This window comes from Peribacillus sp. TH27 (assembly GCF_016650915.1).
GTDB classification, from domain to species: Bacteria; Bacillota; Bacilli; order Bacillales; family DSM-1321; genus Peribacillus; species Peribacillus butanolivorans.
Map to the genome: position 1 here is coordinate 2,603,396 of NZ_JAEKEV010000002.1, position 15,036 is coordinate 2,618,431.

The window sequence follows — 15,036 nt, forward strand, 5'->3', positions numbered from 1 at the left end:
TAAATCTTCACATTCGTTGCTTTCGAAATGTTTGAAAAATATTCATCTTTGGGAATAAAAGAAGTACGTACAATACTCCCATTTAATACTGAATTAAGAAAGGAAAGATGCATAATGGTAAAAGTTACAGTAACAGTTGATTTCCAAGGAAAATCTTATCAAACTAACGTCCTTACTAAACCAGGTACTAATCAAGAAGAAATTTTACAACAAGCCCTTCATCAAGTGGAAAAACAATGGAAAGCATAAAAAAGCAGGCTTCGTTTTAGAAACCTGCTTTTTTTATTACCTTTTCAGATGTAATTTACCTAAATTACTTTTTACATGCACTTATACTAATAAACAAATTAACCCTTTTCAATACTGTTTTATTTATGTACTTCTATTGTTTTATTATCCTAATGCATTTTTTTGAATTTTTTCTATTCGAAGAACCCCTCGATTTCAATCCCCCCCACTTTTAATTATTTTTTCCATATGATACTAATATAAAGACGTCAGTTTGTGAACGCTTTTACACTCAATCTGAATAACTAGTAATTTAGTATTTTCAATAAAGAAGGAAAGAAAGGTCCCTAAATGAACAGGGCTTTATTAACTATAACTTTTACCATCGAATAAAAAAATGGATTACACAATAAATAATTTTAGAAAAAAAGACAGTCTTTTTAAAGACCGTCTTTTTTTTATGTTCCTTTTAAACAAAATCCCTTATTACTGGCATAGAACGTTCTTGCAGGCTATCGGAAAGCAAACTATACGCAACTAACTTCTTCTTGTACTGTTTGACTACATCCACGTGGTCGTTGTAAATGTACACAAGTAACCTAACATCCTTTTTGCCTCTTTTAGTATCAATGACTAATGGGGTCCCACTGTTTTCTGGATGTAAAAACAATTGCTCGTTCCCTGGAAATATATGATTTTTTTTCAAAAATTTAGCTTCATTAAAATAATTAATAACTTGAATTTTATCTTCACCTTCCAAGCGTTTTCCGTCAAAGGTTACGATGCAATTCGCGTCACTAAGTTCTGAATGCAGTTTAAATTTGCTTATAATCCAATTCACTGCATCGGTTGGAAGACAGGTAACTAATAGCTTAACCAAGCTTATGAGAATTGTTAAAATCAAAACAGGCAATGTCATATTTCATCATCTCCGCTAAGTTCTAAATTAATTATTATATCCCTTATTATATCAAAGGGGGCGGACAGTATTTCTTTGAAGATGTGACCGTTCTATTAACGTTTCACTTATTGTGAAACGTTGTACTTAAACAAACGGGTTCTTGAAGAAGGGCACTAAAGATACGAAGACGTAGATTAATGCTTAACCAGTCTAAAACGTACACAGTATAGTAGAAATTAAGGAAATTATAGAAGCCACTAAATTATTTTAACGGCTTGTTGCTTTCTTTTTTATATAAAAGGATGATTATTATTCTCTTCAAAACCCGGAAGAATCATTAAAGGCATTACCATTACCCTCTCCTCCAAATGAATCTAAGGTAAGCCCGTCGATAATCCGATCAAACAGTAAAAGACCCAATAAAGGGGCCGCTATCTCGTCCTAGAAATAATGAGCAATGATCAGGGTAAAAACTCAACATTTATTATTTAAATTATTATGAAAAAAGATGTTTTTTTTGAAGATTCCTCGAATTTTCAAGGAATTCTTGTGTATAACGAATCTAGCTCCTATCTTCTTACCCATATTTTCTACCATTCCCTGTAAATAAAACATTCTGAAATGGTTATACTAAACTTAATTGGTTCATCTTCATCCTTCATAACAATACAAATTTCTATGATGAAGTGAATATAATGATATATAAATTCCAAAACTTACTATAATTAAATACAAAAAAACTGGGCGTCATCAAGACGCCCAGTTTTGTAGGAATGGATTATTGATATCCCCAAATCATTGTTAGCATTGTACCGAAAATTGTAACCAATGCAACAAACAATCCGTAATAAACGTTTGTGTAAATCGATGCTTTATCCTCAGACTCTCCTGCATGCATGAACATTACCAATTGAAGTGCTGCTTGCATGAAGGCTGTAACAAGTAGGATGATCATTGCCATTTTAAGTGAGAGATCAAACACTATAACTGATAGTGCAACCAAAGTCAGGATTAGTGAAAAGGCAAATCCCATAACTTGGCCCCGTGGGAATAATTGTTTCATATTACATCATTCCTTTCAGGTAGACGAAACTGAAGATGAAAATCCAGACAACGTCTAAGAAATGCCAGTAAAGAGAAAAGATGAAAGCTTTGTTTGCTGTTTCTGGAATCAGACCGCGTTTTTTAACCTGCAGAATGATGAATGTTCCCCAGAATAAACCAAGTGTAACGTGAGCTCCATGCGTACCTAGTAACGTAAACAAACTAGATAAGAAAGCACTTGTTTGAATCGTTGCTCCTTCATGTACATACTCCACGAATTCATAGATTTCGACTCCCAAAAAGCCTAAACCAAGAATTAGAGTAATAACGAAGAAACTAAGCATCGCTTTCTTACTACCAAGTCTCATTGCATTGATTCCAAGTCCAATGGTAAAACTACTAGTTAAAAGAAAAATTGTTTGAAGCATTAGGGTTGGTACTTTAAAAAGGTGTTCCCCTGTTGGACCATTTCCAGTACCGTTAACTAATACAAAATAAGTGGCGAACAGTGTAGCGAAAAGAGCTATTTCTGCTCCTAGGAAAATCCAGAACCCAAAAATCTTTAAGCGATTTTCTTCCGTGCTATATTCTAGTGGCAGCGAGTTATCTATTTTCATTACTTAGCACCTCGCAATTTATTTTCAGTTTCTTCAATCTCTTCAACGGAGATATAACGTCCGTGATCTTTTTCGAATGAACGGTGAGCCATACAAGCAAAGATACCAAGTGTTGCAATGATTGCAATGATCCACATGCTGAATACCATTGCAAAGCCCCAAACGAAGAAGATACAGCTCATGATAAACGGCACGCCACTGTTATTTGGCATATGAATCTTTTCTACTTTACCGCCAAATAATTTAAAGCCCTTTTTCTTAGAATCCCAGAATGCTTCTGTAGAATCAACTGTAGGCACAATTGCAAAGTTATATTCTGGTATTGGTGTATGAGTAGCCCACTCTAGAGAACGTGCATCCCATGGATCGTTTGAAATATTTCTTGATGCATAACGAGTACTCCAATAGATGTTGTACACAATAAGCGCGAACCCTATTGCTAAGCCAATCGCTCCAACGAAAGAGAGCATATTCAATGGACCATAGCCTGTTGATTCAGAGTACGTATACATACGACGTGCTTGCCCATCCAAACCAGTGATGAACATCGGGAAGAATGTTACATTAAAGCTGATTGTAATGAACCAGAACGACCATTTCCCAATTTTTTCGCTCAACATGAAACCAAACATTTTTGGCCACCAGTACGTGAAACCAGCAAGTACGGCAAATACAGTACCAGGGATTAAAACGTAGTGGAAGTGAGCTACTAAGAACATTGTATTATGGTATTGGTAGTCAGCACTTGCCATGGCAAGCATAACCCCTGTTACCCCACCGAGCGTGAAAATCGGAATGAAAGCTAGAGAGTATAACATTGGAACAGTAAAAACGATTTTACCTTTCCAAAGCGTGAACAACCAGTTGAAAATCTTAACACCGGTCGGAACGGCAATTGCCATCGTGGTAATCGAGAAGATACCATTAACCATTGCACCGTGACCCATTGTATAGAAATGGTGAGCCCATACAACGAAAGATAGAGTAGAAATAGCTACCATAGAGATAACCATCGAATTATATCCGTACAGGTTACGACGTGCAAAAGTTGAAATGATTTCACTGTAAATACCGAATGCCGGAAGAATAACTATATAAACTTCAGGATGTCCCCAAACCCAGAACAAGTTTGCCCAAAGCATATCGCTACCGCCATTGGCCATCGTAAAGAATTGAGTTCCGAATAGACGATCCATTGTCATCAACGCAAGTGCCACTGTCAATACAGGGAAAGCGAAAACGATAATGAAGTTTGTGATCAAGATAGACCATGTGAACATTGGCATTTTCATTAAGTTCATACCAGGTGCTCTCATTTTCAAGATGGTTACGATAAAGTTGATACCAGTCAGTAATGTACCGATACCAGCTATTTGAATTGCAATCGCGTAATAGTTCGAACCTACTGATTCACTGAAATCGTTACTTGCCAGCGGGAAGTAAGATGTCCAACCTGCATCAGGAGAACCACCGACTACGAAAGAGATGTTAAATAGCATTGCCCCCATGAAGAATAACCAGAAGCTTACTGCGTTTAGACGTGGGAATGCTACGTCACGCGCTCCAATTTGTAATGGTGTAACAATGTTCATTAACCCAATGATAAATGGCATAGCCATGAACAGAATCATGACGACCCCGTGTGTTGTAAATATTTCATTATAATGCTGTCCATCCAACAAACCGTTATCAGGCACAGCCGTTTGAGCACGCATCATGATAGCATCGGCGCCACCACGGAAAAGCATAAGTAGTGCTGACAAGATGTACATGATACCAATACGTTTATGGTCAACCGTTGTTAACCACTCACGCCATAAGTAACCCCATTTTTTAAAATAGGTAATTCCGGCAACAACCGCAATCATGGTTAAGCCAATGGCAACCATGGATGCATAAATTGCAGGACTTGGATGAGGTACGGCAAATCGATCAAAGTAATCCATACTTTTGTGACTCCTTTCAGGAAAATATTCCTTATCTTGTAAACCTAGTTGTTTTATCGAACGAAATTAATTCTTAGTGATCATGATTCATGTTGCTGTGTTCTGAATGTTCCTCGTGTGAATCTTTGGAATCATTTTCTTCAGTATCAGAAGATCCGTGGTCATGACCAGCATGTTCCCCTTCAGGAGCTGGAGAAAACTCTAAGTGAGTTCCAGTGTAAGTGGATTGTCCCACATGACCAGGTTCTAATAATTTATTGAATTTTTCCTCAGTAAGCGGTTTAGCAGTAGCTTTAATTTCATCTACCCACTTATCGTATTCTTTTGCAGACAGTACATTAACGTTGAACGTTTGCTGAGCAAAACCTGAACCACTGAAGTTTGAATTTCGACCCATATACTCTCCTGGTACATCAGCTGCTAAGTGCAACGTGTTAACCATGTCCGACATCGCGTATTTTTGTCCTCCAAGTTGTGGAATCCAGAAACTAGAGATTGGTCCGAATGAATAAAGTTTAAATTCAATTGGTCGGTTAGTCGGTAAAAACAGATAGTTAACTGTTTCGATATCTTCTTCCGGATAACTAAAATGCCACTTCCAGTTAGAAGATGAAGCATAAATAACTAACGGTTCTTGCTCTTGGTATCCTTTAGGTGTTGCCTCAACTTCATTTGTTGTTTTAACAGTAACAACTGATAGGAAAGCGACGATTAAAATTGGGATCGCAACCCAAATTATTTCAAGAACCTTACTTCCTTCAATATGAGGTGGTTCATAATCATCACGCTGTTTGGAAGCACGATATTTCATTATCATGAAGATATACAGTACAATAACGACAAGAACGACAAAGGCCATTGTCCATATCGAAATCATAATAACATCTGCTTGTGTTGCAGCTACTGGCCCTTTAGGGTCCAAGACCATTAATGGGTTATCGCAACCGGTTAGCACAGTGGCAATAGTAAAAAGTATAGTTAATAAAGCCCATTTTATTTTCATAGTACTACCCCTTTCTTACATAATAAAATTCCTATTGGTAATTATTCGGACAAAGTGTTACCATGTTCACAAACCCCGACATACCAATATTAATCCCAAGTGTATAAAAAGACAATACAAAGTGACATCTGTCACATAAAGTTCATGAAAGAGCAGTAAGAAGATGGTAACTGAACTGAAATGTTCGAAAATCTTTATGAAATGAAATATAATAAATGTTTAATATCTTACTTACGGAGAATTCGCTTAGTTAGTGAGGATTTGCAAGTATCCCCGGTTTATTTTCCATATAATGTTACTTTAATATAATGAATTTTCACATTATATTCTTCCTCGTACATTACTCAAGACCTGATTTAAATTACCGAATATTCAGAATTTTATTACCTCTCCTGTTAAGAAGATAGCTATCAATGGAATCGTTATTGGATGTTGATGGTATCCAGGATTAAAAACGAATTTTTCTCACTCGACCATGGACTCGGTAACGGCATTGTATATGATGTTGTGTTCCCTGCTTCATTACACTTGTCGTACAACACTTGCCCTTATATATATATATATATATATATATATAAGGAAACAAAGAGTGTGAAATGAACATTTTGATCCTTTATGATGCCTACTTGAATGCCTTTCTAGGACATTTGCTGTGGCACATTTAGCCATTCTAATAGGCTTGGTTAAAATAGGGGAAAGGAAAATGGGGGCTTGTACTCTATAATCGGGTTAATCTTATTTAAGAACAATAATAATATATGATTGGTAATCAGGTTCCGTCTTCTCGCAATACTTATTGCCCTGTCAGTATTACTTTTCCTAAACTGCTGTTTAGTCCTGTCCTCCTATTTTTGCGGGAGCAGGCTATTTGTGTTTTGTAATTATGAATGGGGCATGAAAAAGGATATCCTTTCACACCTCAAAATTTATAAAGTGACCAGGGGGCAGGCCGTTTCCCCACATGTTACTTCAAGCGCATTAGTCCATTCACTTTTCTGGAATTCCTCCACCTACGAATAAAGGAAACTCACTACTTAAATATCCAATTTTGACAACTGCATCCCTTTTGTTTCTTTTATTATATGCACATAGAAAACCACGAAAAATGGACCTTTTTAAAGTGTCCATTTTTCGTGGTATAGTTCAGAGTTCAGAATGTAGAGTTAGAACTTTTCATTCAGGAATGTAGTGAGTTTGGTGTGGATGGCCAAGCTATGTTGTATGTACACATATTCTAAATCAACTGGATTTGGATCATTGAATATGCTTTCATTGTTGGAGCACTTGTTTACTAGTTGGTTACGCTTTAATCGTGTACAACCTACTGCCATGCCCAAGAAATATTTCAAGCGATTCTTTGAATACGCGTTCTCTAGAGTGGTCTACTCTCTGTTCCCAGTTCCAGAATACAACTTCACTATCGTACCGACAGCTGATTCTTCACTAGCATTCCGGATGTAGCTTCATCTACCTGAAAGGAAATTTGAGTATGAAACAGTTATTTCCACGTGGACATGTAATGGGGTTCATATTCTCCATGGTTCTTACAGCCGTGGCTCTTGGTGTTGATATATATGACCTTTCTTTCAGAACAGGAATGATAGTCCTTATAGAAGCTTCATTCCTGCAAGTAGCGAACAACTAGTTATGTTCATGCATGTTTGTGAATCTGATGATAAGAAGGCCATCTATACAAACGTTTATTACCCTCTATTAATTGCTTTAGTTACTGAATTCGGTACTTCTTTTTGTTTTAACTTTTGAATTTATTTTTATGATTTTAGTTGTTTCCGGTACAACTCTTTCACCCTTATGTGTGTTCATCACCATTTCTTCTGTCAGGACAAAAAATATACCAACTAGGAAAATGGCAGCTGCGCTTAATGTAATGGCCATTCCAACAGCAGTTAAAATATAATCCTTATTGTAATCGCTTACAAATAAACTTAAAGCAAAAATAATAATTCCGATTACACAACCTGTGCCTGATACCCACTTCACTGCATCTAACATCTTCTGATTAGCTTCCATTATTTCATCCCCTTTCTTTCTATTTTATGACATTTCACAAATTTGTCAAACTTTTTATAATTTTCAATATATTCACAATGAAAACCTTGACAAATTAAAGTGATTACAACTCACTTTTAGGTATTCAAGACTATATGGAAAATAAACCAAATAGTTAAAATACACTACCTATTTTTCCGATAATATCCATTTTTATACTATCATTTATTTTTTATTATTTACCCAAATATTTTATCGACTCATTAGCTATAAAAATGACTCCTGCCAATTGCTCAGGAGTCATTTCTCTTTTTTTATGAATTTTGTAACGTAATCGTTAAGGTTTTCTCTTCATTACCTCGATACACTTTAACTTTTACTTTGTCGCCAATTTTCTTATCTGTGTATAGATGTTTCCTTAATTCAGCAGAGGTACTAATTTTCGTTCCATCAATCTCTACAATGATATCCTGTTGCTTAAGTCCACCATTTGCAGCAGCCGATCCAGTTTCTATACCCGTTACCATTACTCCTGACTTTGCAGCCTCAGGGACATTTTGAAGATAATACTGTGGAAGTTCTTCTGTGTTCGCCAAGCTGACCCCTAAATATGGCCGCGTGATTTTTCCATTTTCAATCAGTTCCGTTACAATCGGTATTACGTCATTACTTGGTATAGCGAAACCTAAGCCTTCCACACCGCTTTCAGAAATTTTCAAACTGTTTATGCCTATTACTTCACCAGCAGTATTGATTAATGCACCTCCACTGTTGCCAGGATTAATTGCCGCATCTGTTTGAAGGACATCAAGTTCCCACTCTCCGTCAGATGTATCGACTGATATAGAACGCCCAGTTGCACTTACAATTCCTTGCGTAACCGAACGTGAGAAATCAAGTCCGAGAGGGTTACCAATGGCCAAAACTTCTTCACCTGGACGCATTCTATCTGAATCCCCAAAATTAATTCCCTCTGGTGCTACCGAGGCATCAATCGTCAAAACCGCTAGGTCTGTTAAAGCATCTGCACCAACAACTGTTGCAGTTGCCTTTTGTCCATCATACAATGAAATTTCTACTTCCTTAGCTCCTTCAATAACATGATTATTCGTGATGATATAGGCCTTACCATTATCTTTTTTATAAATAACTCCTGACCCCGTGCCGCTCTCAACAGTTTCGCTCTCCGTGCTTTGCTGCTGGAATGGGTTCTGATTTTGCATCTCTTGTAAATTTACGACACCTACAATCGATTTTGAAGCTGATTCAACCATATCTGCTCTTTCATTTGAATCTGTGCTTGTCGATAACTTTTCTGTATTTATACTCTTATTCTTTTCCACGCTCTCGGTTTGTTCTGCCCCTGCAGTTTGTGATGATTCGGTCACTGTATTTTTCTCTGCATCTATAAAATCTCCGCCAAATACAAACACAGAAGATGTAACTATAGAAGCAACAGTTCCAGAAACAAGACTAGTTAACCAAAGCGACTTTCCCTTTTTCGGTTCAGCTTTCACCCGAACTTGCTCATCCCCATTATAATTCTCCATCCTTTATCCCTCCTATGAAAGTCCTTTACTTGGCTCCATCATAAACAGTAATTATTAAAAAATTCTTAAGAAATAAAGAATACGGCAAACTTTTTACAAAAAAGATAAAATTAATTTAGATATGACCGAAAAAAGAACAATATTGACTGGTTAATAGCTCTGAGATTTCTTACCCCCCATTACGAAAAAAGATGCCTCAAATAACAAGGCACCTTTTTCATCCATTCTATTTCTTACATAAGCTCATAGACTTCTTTTGTCTTCTTATTCACGCCATACCAACCCCAAGTAGCCTTATGCCCACTTCCCTTACTGTCATTGGCCATTTCAAACACTTGGAATATGTAATCTCCCTTTTCATCTTCACGATCATATTGAATTTGAAGCTGAGGATAGTTTTCCATGTCAGCGTAGTCTTTCACCAGATTTTCCGCCTGAGCTTTCGTCAATGTCTTATCTAAATCCTTGTTACTCTCGTGATTTCCTTTATCAGCTAGCTTCGATGTGGCGGGGGCCTCCACTGGCTCATCCTCTTCTTCTGACTCGGTAACTGGGTTTTCAGACTCATCCCTCGATTGCTCTGCCTCAGTGTCTTCAACTGGCTCAGCACTGGCTTCTCCAGTTTCTGAGGACATTCCAATTGCCTTTTGTACCATGAGTTTACCTTTCTCATAATTTGCCTTATATGCAGCAGCTTCTTCAAAAAACACTTGAGCCGCCTCAAAATCTTGTTCCTCGTATTTCTTCATTCCATCTGCCAAAAGGACGCAAAGTTCCATTAACTCTTTCGTCTCCCCTGTTTGGTCTTCTTTATACGCTAATTCAAATGCCTCATGGGCCTCTAAATAATTTTCCTCTTCCACCTGACTTTTTCCTAGCTCCATGTTGGAATCGTAATTCCTGGTTGTACAGCCTGAAACAATTAATGCCATCATTAAAATAAATATGAGTAATCTCTTCAAAAAGTCACTCCTCACTTTTACTGAATACACATACACTTCCATATTATTCTATAAATCTATCTTACCCGATTTTACAAGAAATATCTGACATCTTTATCTCTATCGATTTATTATGGAGAATGTTCACTTTTACGATTATATTTTTACAAATAGTGGTACATCATAGATAAACGCTTGAAAGGGTGATGAAAAAATGATGCAGGAAAAACAGACCTATCATGTGGATTTGGTCAGCGGCGATGTACTAGGAAAAAAACTTGAGGAAAATCCAAGCTTTACTATACACGCTACAGATGAAGAACTAGCAGAATTAAAGCAATGCCTAGAGGAACATCGAACAGATGACTTGGAGTCATACGCTCGTTCTCATGTACCTTATCTTCTCTATCATCATGACCGGGCAAATGATAAATACGATGAAGCTATGAAAAAGCTGTACGCCATCATATATAAATTAGGCGATGAAACAGCCCGAAAGCATATTGAAGAAATCGGCATATTGGCAGATAACAAATTCAAAGGCAACGAGGAAATCCAAAACTTTAAATAGGAGAATAATTAAACAGAACCTGAAATATCAAGTTTCTATTTTTTAAAAGAACGAGGATGAAAAAAGCATCTTCGAAAGAAAGTGATTTAACACATGGGGTACATCACGATCAGAGTGTTTGGAGTTTTACAGGAAGAAAATTATGATGGTATTAGTTTTGGAAATGCATAATCCAAAATAAAAATATACCAGAACTGTTGCATTCAATAGGTAACGATTCTGGTATATTTAACGTTTTGCGGATTACTTTACGATGAAAAATAAGGTGTCATTCACACATAAGTCTAGTGTTTTTGCTTATAATAGGTAACCGCTAGCGCTAGGGCAAGTACGGTTCCTTTAACGATGTCCATCGCGTAGTATGGGACAGACATCATAATCAGTCCGTTTTGAAGGATTCCAATCAGGACTGCACCGATGAAGGTTCCGAAGGCATTCGGTTTCCCTGCTCCTAGAACGGATGAACCAATAAATGCTGCTGCAACAGCATCCATTAAGTAAGGAGACCCGGAATTGATTTCGGATGTCATGACACGGGAAGCAAGGACAATTCCCCCGATTGCGGCAAAGAGAGCCGAAAGGAGATAGGCCAGTACTTTGTATTTATTTACCGAAATTCCAGAAAGTCTGGCAGCTTCCTTATTTCCCCCAATAATGTACATATAACGACCGTGCTTGGTATAAGTCAAAAAGATATGGGTAGCTATCACAATGACTGCCATGATCAGAATAATCCAAGGGACCTGTCCAATCTTAGCGAAAAATGGGCTGATCAGTCCTTCAGCGAACGTTCCATCAGGCATGACCATATTTTGTGAAACCGTTGCTCCTTTTGTATAGGTAAGAGCAATCCCTTGGATGATGAACATGGTCGCTAATGTCATAAGCATGTCAGGAATTCTCAATTTTACAATCATGAATGAATTTAATGCTCCTACTACAAGCGACGCACCGATTGCAGCTAATATGGCAATCAGGGTATCCTGCGAAAACCAAACAAACATCGAAATGACGATCGCATTAGCCAATGATGCTACAGAACCAACGGATAGGTCAAAACCATCCACAGTTAAGGATATCGTAATTCCAATCGCAATAATGGTCACGATTGAAATAGAACGCAGAATGTTAATTAGATTATTAGCTTGAATGAAAGATGGATTTGAAACGGCAAATATCCCAACCAAAATGATAATCGTCAAGATTGTGCCGTATTTATAGAAAAAGTCGAATAAGTCTACTTTTTTCTTCGCTTTTGTTGTCTGTGTGAGAACAGGAATCGGTGTACTCATCCTATTTGCCTCCTGTTGAGTAGAATAGTAGTTCTTCTTCATTGGTTTTGCTTGTCTCTAATTCGATGACTGTCTTTCCACCATATAACACATAAGTTCGATTAGTAATACCGATGATTTCAGACAACTCAGATGATGCATATATAATTGCCTTCCCATTTCTGGCAAGTTGGGCAATCAATTCGAATATGTCCTTCTTGGCCCCTACATCGACGCCTTTTGTAGGTTCATCAAATATGTATACATCTGCATCAGCAATCAGCCACTTTCCGATAGCGACCTTTTGTTGATTACCACCTGACAAGTTTTCAACCTTAGCTTCCTCTGAAGGGGTTTTAATACCAAGACTCGTAATAATTTCCTTCGCTTTTTTCTTTTCCGCCTTACGATCTACAAAGCTGAATATCTTGCTGAATTTTCCGACACTTGCTGCAGTCAAGTTCGTTGCAACTGATTCCTGAACAAGAATGCCTTCTTTCCTGCGTTCTTCCGGTACAAGTGCTAGACCACTTTTTACTGCATGATACGGTGTTTTCAATGAAAGCTTTCTACCATTCATCACGACTTCCCCTGTTGTGATAGCAGTATGACCGAATAGGGTTTTACACAGCTCTGTTTTCCCTGCTCCAACCAATCCTGCCAAACCAACAATCTCTCCTGCTTTTAGATGAAGGCTAACATTTTTAACTTTTTCGGCATCTGACAGTCCCTTCACTTCCAGAACAACTTCACCAATCGCAGCATTTACAACAGGGAACTGTTCATCCATTGTTTTCCCAAGCATTCCCTCGACCACTTCGTTTTGGGTAATATCCGCTACTTCTCGACATGCAACACTTTTCCCATTCCTCATAATCGTAATTTCTTCACAAATTTCAAAAATCTCTGGAAGACGATGGGAAATAAAAATGATGCCAACGCCTCTTTGCTTTAATTCATTTACAATTCGAAATAGTTCTGACGTCTCCGTATAACTTAACGGAGCAGTTGGTTCGTCGAGGATCAGGAATTTGCATTCCGTCGAGACTGCTCTTGCAATCAGAACCATCTGTTTTTCAGCCAAGGTAAGATCTCTCACCAGCTTTTTCGAAGAGACACCAATTTTCATCTCTGCCAGGATATAAGTGGCTTTTCTATGCAACTCTTTCCAATGGACCATCTGTTTTTTGCCCATGTTTTGCACCGTATCATTCAACATTACATTTTCCCCAACAGTTAAATAAGGAATGAGTGCCGTATCTACTTCCTGATAAACAATTTGAATACCTTGTTCCTGTGCAGCCTTCGGTGAACGGATATCCTGCTTCTTTCCATCCAGAAAAATTTCACCTGTATAATGGGCATGAGCGCCCGATAAGACCTTCATTAGCGTAGATTTCCCTGCTCCGTTTGCGCCGACCACTGCATGGGCTGTCCCTGATTGTACTGAAAAATCAACTTCACTAAGCGCCTTTACTCCCGGAAATCCAATCGATATCTTTTTCATTTCTAGTTGTGTGCTCATGCCCATTCCCCCTATTAAACAGACACTCTCTTCACTAGAAAGAGAGTGTCTAATGACTCTGTTTTTTACTTTTTATAATGATCTTTCAATACTTTCATCCATTCTTCTTCAAATTCCGTTGATACTCCCCATCCTTCGACAATACCGGACAAGTTGGCCATGTTGACCGCTTCTTTTGAAGCTTGAATCTGCTCTTGTGAAATAAGTGAAGCTTCTAAGTCATATGTTTGCGGTGTTTCTTCACCCGCTAATTTTTTTGCCAAAATCCTCATATTCACTGCACCAATCAATTTCGGATCGACAGCTGCCGTGTAAGACCAAGAGCTGCCTTTCGCTTGAATCTCTTGAAGATCAGCATTAGATACGTCGATTCCGTATATCTTCACTTCATCGCGGCCAGCTTCTTTAATCGCACGAGCCGCTCCAATTGCGAATGCATCCCATGTTGCGAAAATCGCATCTAGTTTGCCTTTGGGATATTTATTCAACATTGCGGCTACCGCATTTTGTGTCTGAACCGAAGTATCTGCAGATGCTACTCCGAATCTTTCGACTTCTTTAATCCCAGGATTTTCTTTTAATTTTTCCTGATACACCGCATTTCTTCTCACCATTGGTGGGAAACCATCTACCCAAAGGTATGCGATCGCTGCTTCACCTTTTTGTTCTTCTATCAATTTATCAAAAGCCAGAGTTGCCAATGCTTCATCATCCTGTGAAGTTAAGGTCACACCGTCAATTTTAGATAAGTCGCTAATAGAGTCGAATGTAACAACGCTCTTTCCTGCATCAACCAACTTTTGAACGTCATTCACTGTTGCTGCATCATCACCATGGGAGATAATATAGCCGTCATAATCTTCTTGTAAAGCCTGGGCGATTGCATCATGGAATTTAGCCGTATCGCCATTTGCTGTATACGTATCCACTTGAAAACCTAATGCTTCTCCTTCTTCCTTCGCTCCAGCTAAATATTGAGCCGTATGATCATCTCCGCCAATCTTACGAATGACTTTGATTTTGGCACCTTCCCCTTTTGCAAATCGTTCTGGAACATTTTTAAAAGATACTTTTTCATCCTTCTTTGATTCTGTTGAACTTTGTCCTGAAGAGCAGCCCGTTAAAAGCAAAGCCGAAGCTATGACCGAAACGAAAACCCTTTTAAAAATTGACTTCCTCATTTTAGTTCCCCCTTCTTTTCACTCATTAATCTTATCAATTAGGTTGGTGTAAATCCCAAAATAAAAACCTCTCTAGAATAGAGAGGTTTAATCAGCTGATTTGCAGACTTGTCCCTCTCTTATCTGTCAAAACATTTCTGTTTTGCAGGATTTAGCACCAATTCCTAATGGAACGGTTGCTGGGCATCTTAGGGCCAGTCCCTCCGCCACTCTTGATAAGAGAATATAATGTGTTACGTTTTTCGTAA

At 37.9% G+C, this 15,036-nt stretch carries 14 protein-coding genes, 1 pseudogene and 1 riboswitch; of the genes and pseudogenes, 4 read left to right on the plus strand and 11 right to left on the minus strand.

Annotation, left to right across the window (positions count from 1 at the left end):
* The first annotated feature begins 114 nt into the window (after nt 1-114).
* Nucleotides 115-249 (plus strand): BA3454 family stress response protein, encoded by a 135-nt coding sequence (locus tag JFU24_RS13925; protein WP_098176965.1) that lies wholly within the window; start codon nt 115-117, stop codon nt 247-249.
* 448 nt (nt 250-697) lie between these two features.
* On the opposite strand, the gene JFU24_RS13930 is transcribed toward JFU24_RS13925, so the two are convergent.
* From JFU24_RS13930 to qoxA, 5 genes are all read right to left on the minus strand, one after another.
* Nucleotides 698-1,147 carry a YfmQ family protein gene (locus JFU24_RS13930; protein WP_201183128.1) on the minus strand — a complete coding sequence of 150 codons (450 nt, stop codon included), beginning with the start codon at nt 1,145-1,147 and terminating at the stop codon, nt 698-700.
* 760 nt (nt 1,148-1,907) lie between these two features.
* Nucleotides 1,908-2,192: a cytochrome aa3 quinol oxidase subunit IV gene (qoxD, locus tag JFU24_RS13935; RefSeq protein WP_053344301.1), complete on the minus strand. Its 285-nt coding sequence runs from the start codon at nt 2,190-2,192 to the stop codon at nt 1,908-1,910.
* Nucleotide 2,193: 1 nt separating this feature from the next.
* Nucleotides 2,194-2,790: a cytochrome aa3 quinol oxidase subunit III gene (gene qoxC / locus JFU24_RS13940; RefSeq protein WP_053344300.1), complete on the minus strand. Its 597-nt coding sequence runs from the start codon at nt 2,788-2,790 to the stop codon at nt 2,194-2,196.
* A complete protein-coding gene (gene qoxB, locus JFU24_RS13945; RefSeq protein WP_201183129.1) occupies nt 2,790-4,736 on the minus strand; it encodes a cytochrome aa3 quinol oxidase subunit I in 1,947 nt (648 codons plus the stop codon). Before qoxB ends, qoxC begins: the two co-directional genes overlap by 1 nt.
* A 73-nt stretch (nt 4,737-4,809) precedes the next feature.
* The gene (gene qoxA / locus JFU24_RS13950; RefSeq protein WP_201183130.1) at nt 4,810-5,739 is read right to left on the minus strand and encodes a cytochrome aa3 quinol oxidase subunit II; all 930 of its coding nucleotides are present in this window, start codon (nt 5,737-5,739) and stop codon (nt 4,810-4,812) included.
* 1,203 nt (nt 5,740-6,942) lie between these two features.
* Between qoxA and JFU24_RS13955 the strand changes: the two genes are divergently transcribed.
* Nucleotides 6,943-7,200: a hypothetical protein gene (locus tag JFU24_RS13955; protein WP_201250118.1), complete on the plus strand. Its 258-nt coding sequence runs from the start codon at nt 6,943-6,945 to the stop codon at nt 7,198-7,200.
* Nucleotides 7,201-7,228: 28 nt separating this feature from the next.
* Nucleotides 7,229-7,503: pseudogene (gene qoxD, locus JFU24_RS13960) on the plus strand (cytochrome aa3 quinol oxidase subunit IV).
* On the opposite strand, the gene JFU24_RS13965 reads toward qoxD (JFU24_RS13960), so the two are convergent.
* The 3 genes from JFU24_RS13965 to JFU24_RS13975 form a co-directional block, all read right to left on the minus strand.
* The gene (locus tag JFU24_RS13965) at nt 7,462-7,770 is read right to left on the minus strand and encodes a hypothetical protein (protein WP_201183132.1); all 309 of its coding nucleotides are present in this window, start codon (nt 7,768-7,770) and stop codon (nt 7,462-7,464) included. The pseudogene qoxD (JFU24_RS13960) and the gene JFU24_RS13965 sit on opposite strands and share 42 nt — an antisense overlap.
* A gap of 293 nt (nt 7,771-8,063) precedes the next feature.
* Nucleotides 8,064-9,299, minus strand: coding sequence for a S1C family serine protease (locus tag JFU24_RS13970; RefSeq protein ID WP_201183133.1), 1,236 nt, complete (start codon nt 9,297-9,299; stop codon nt 8,064-8,066).
* A 233-nt stretch (nt 9,300-9,532) separates the two neighbouring features.
* Nucleotides 9,533-10,261: a hypothetical protein gene (locus JFU24_RS13975; RefSeq protein ID WP_201222294.1), complete on the minus strand. Its 729-nt coding sequence runs from the start codon at nt 10,259-10,261 to the stop codon at nt 9,533-9,535.
* Between the two features lie 193 nt (nt 10,262-10,454).
* Here JFU24_RS13975 and JFU24_RS13980 point away from each other — a divergent pair, with 193 nt between their 5' ends.
* Entirely contained in the window at nt 10,455-10,811 is a 357-nt protein-coding gene (locus JFU24_RS13980) for a hydrolase (RefSeq protein WP_201222296.1), read from the plus strand.
* Between the two features lie 284 nt (nt 10,812-11,095).
* Here the strand turns inward: JFU24_RS13980 and JFU24_RS13985 are convergent, their stop codons facing one another.
* The 3 genes from JFU24_RS13985 to JFU24_RS13995 form a co-directional block, all read right to left on the minus strand.
* Nucleotides 11,096-12,103: an ABC transporter permease gene (locus JFU24_RS13985; protein ID WP_056522618.1), complete on the minus strand. Its 1,008-nt coding sequence runs from the start codon at nt 12,101-12,103 to the stop codon at nt 11,096-11,098.
* Nucleotide 12,104: 1 nt separating this feature from the next.
* Nucleotides 12,105-13,607, minus strand: a complete 1,503-nt coding sequence (locus JFU24_RS13990; RefSeq protein WP_201222298.1) for a sugar ABC transporter ATP-binding protein — start codon at nt 13,605-13,607, stop codon at nt 12,105-12,107.
* A gap of 65 nt (nt 13,608-13,672) precedes the next feature.
* Nucleotides 13,673-14,788: a sugar ABC transporter substrate-binding protein gene (locus tag JFU24_RS13995; protein ID WP_053344291.1), complete on the minus strand. Its 1,116-nt coding sequence runs from the start codon at nt 14,786-14,788 to the stop codon at nt 13,673-13,675.
* A gap of 116 nt (nt 14,789-14,904) precedes the next feature.
* Nucleotides 14,905-15,010: riboswitch (SAM riboswitch) on the minus strand.
* Between the last annotated feature and the right edge of the window lie 26 nt (nt 15,011-15,036).

Excerpts from the sequence above, each read along its gene's own strand:
- JFU24_RS13985 (WP_056522618.1), bottom strand. The coding sequence starts at position 12,103 with ATGAGTACACCGATTCCTGTTCTCACACAGACAACAAAAGCGAAGAAA.
- JFU24_RS13995 (WP_053344291.1), bottom strand. The coding sequence starts at position 14,788 with ATGAGGAAGTCAATTTTTAAAAGGGTTTTCGTTTCGGTCATAGCTTCG.
- qoxB (WP_201183129.1), bottom strand. The coding sequence starts at position 4,736 with ATGGATTACTTTGATCGATTTGCCGTACCTCATCCAAGTCCTGCAATT.
- JFU24_RS13980 (WP_201222296.1), top strand. The coding sequence starts at position 10,455 with ATGATGCAGGAAAAACAGACCTATCATGTGGATTTGGTCAGCGGCGAT.
- qoxD (WP_053344301.1), bottom strand. The coding sequence starts at position 2,192 with ATGAAACAATTATTCCCACGGGGCCAAGTTATGGGATTTGCCTTTTCA.
- JFU24_RS13930 (WP_201183128.1), bottom strand. The coding sequence starts at position 1,147 with ATGACATTGCCTGTTTTGATTTTAACAATTCTCATAAGCTTGGTTAAG.
- JFU24_RS13990 (WP_201222298.1), bottom strand. The coding sequence starts at position 13,607 with ATGAGCACACAACTAGAAATGAAAAAGATATCGATTGGATTTCCGGGA.
- qoxA (WP_201183130.1), bottom strand. The coding sequence starts at position 5,739 with ATGAAAATAAAATGGGCTTTATTAACTATACTTTTTACTATTGCCACT.
- JFU24_RS13925 (WP_098176965.1), top strand. The coding sequence starts at position 115 with ATGGTAAAAGTTACAGTAACAGTTGATTTCCAAGGAAAATCTTATCAA.
- JFU24_RS13965 (WP_201183132.1), bottom strand. The coding sequence starts at position 7,770 with ATGGAAGCTAATCAGAAGATGTTAGATGCAGTGAAGTGGGTATCAGGC.
- JFU24_RS13970 (WP_201183133.1), bottom strand. The coding sequence starts at position 9,299 with ATGGAGAATTATAATGGGGATGAGCAAGTTCGGGTGAAAGCTGAACCG.
- JFU24_RS13955 (WP_201250118.1), top strand. The coding sequence starts at position 6,943 with ATGGCCAAGCTATGTTGTATGTACACATATTCTAAATCAACTGGATTT.
- qoxC (WP_053344300.1), bottom strand. The coding sequence starts at position 2,790 with ATGAAAATAGATAACTCGCTGCCACTAGAATATAGCACGGAAGAAAAT.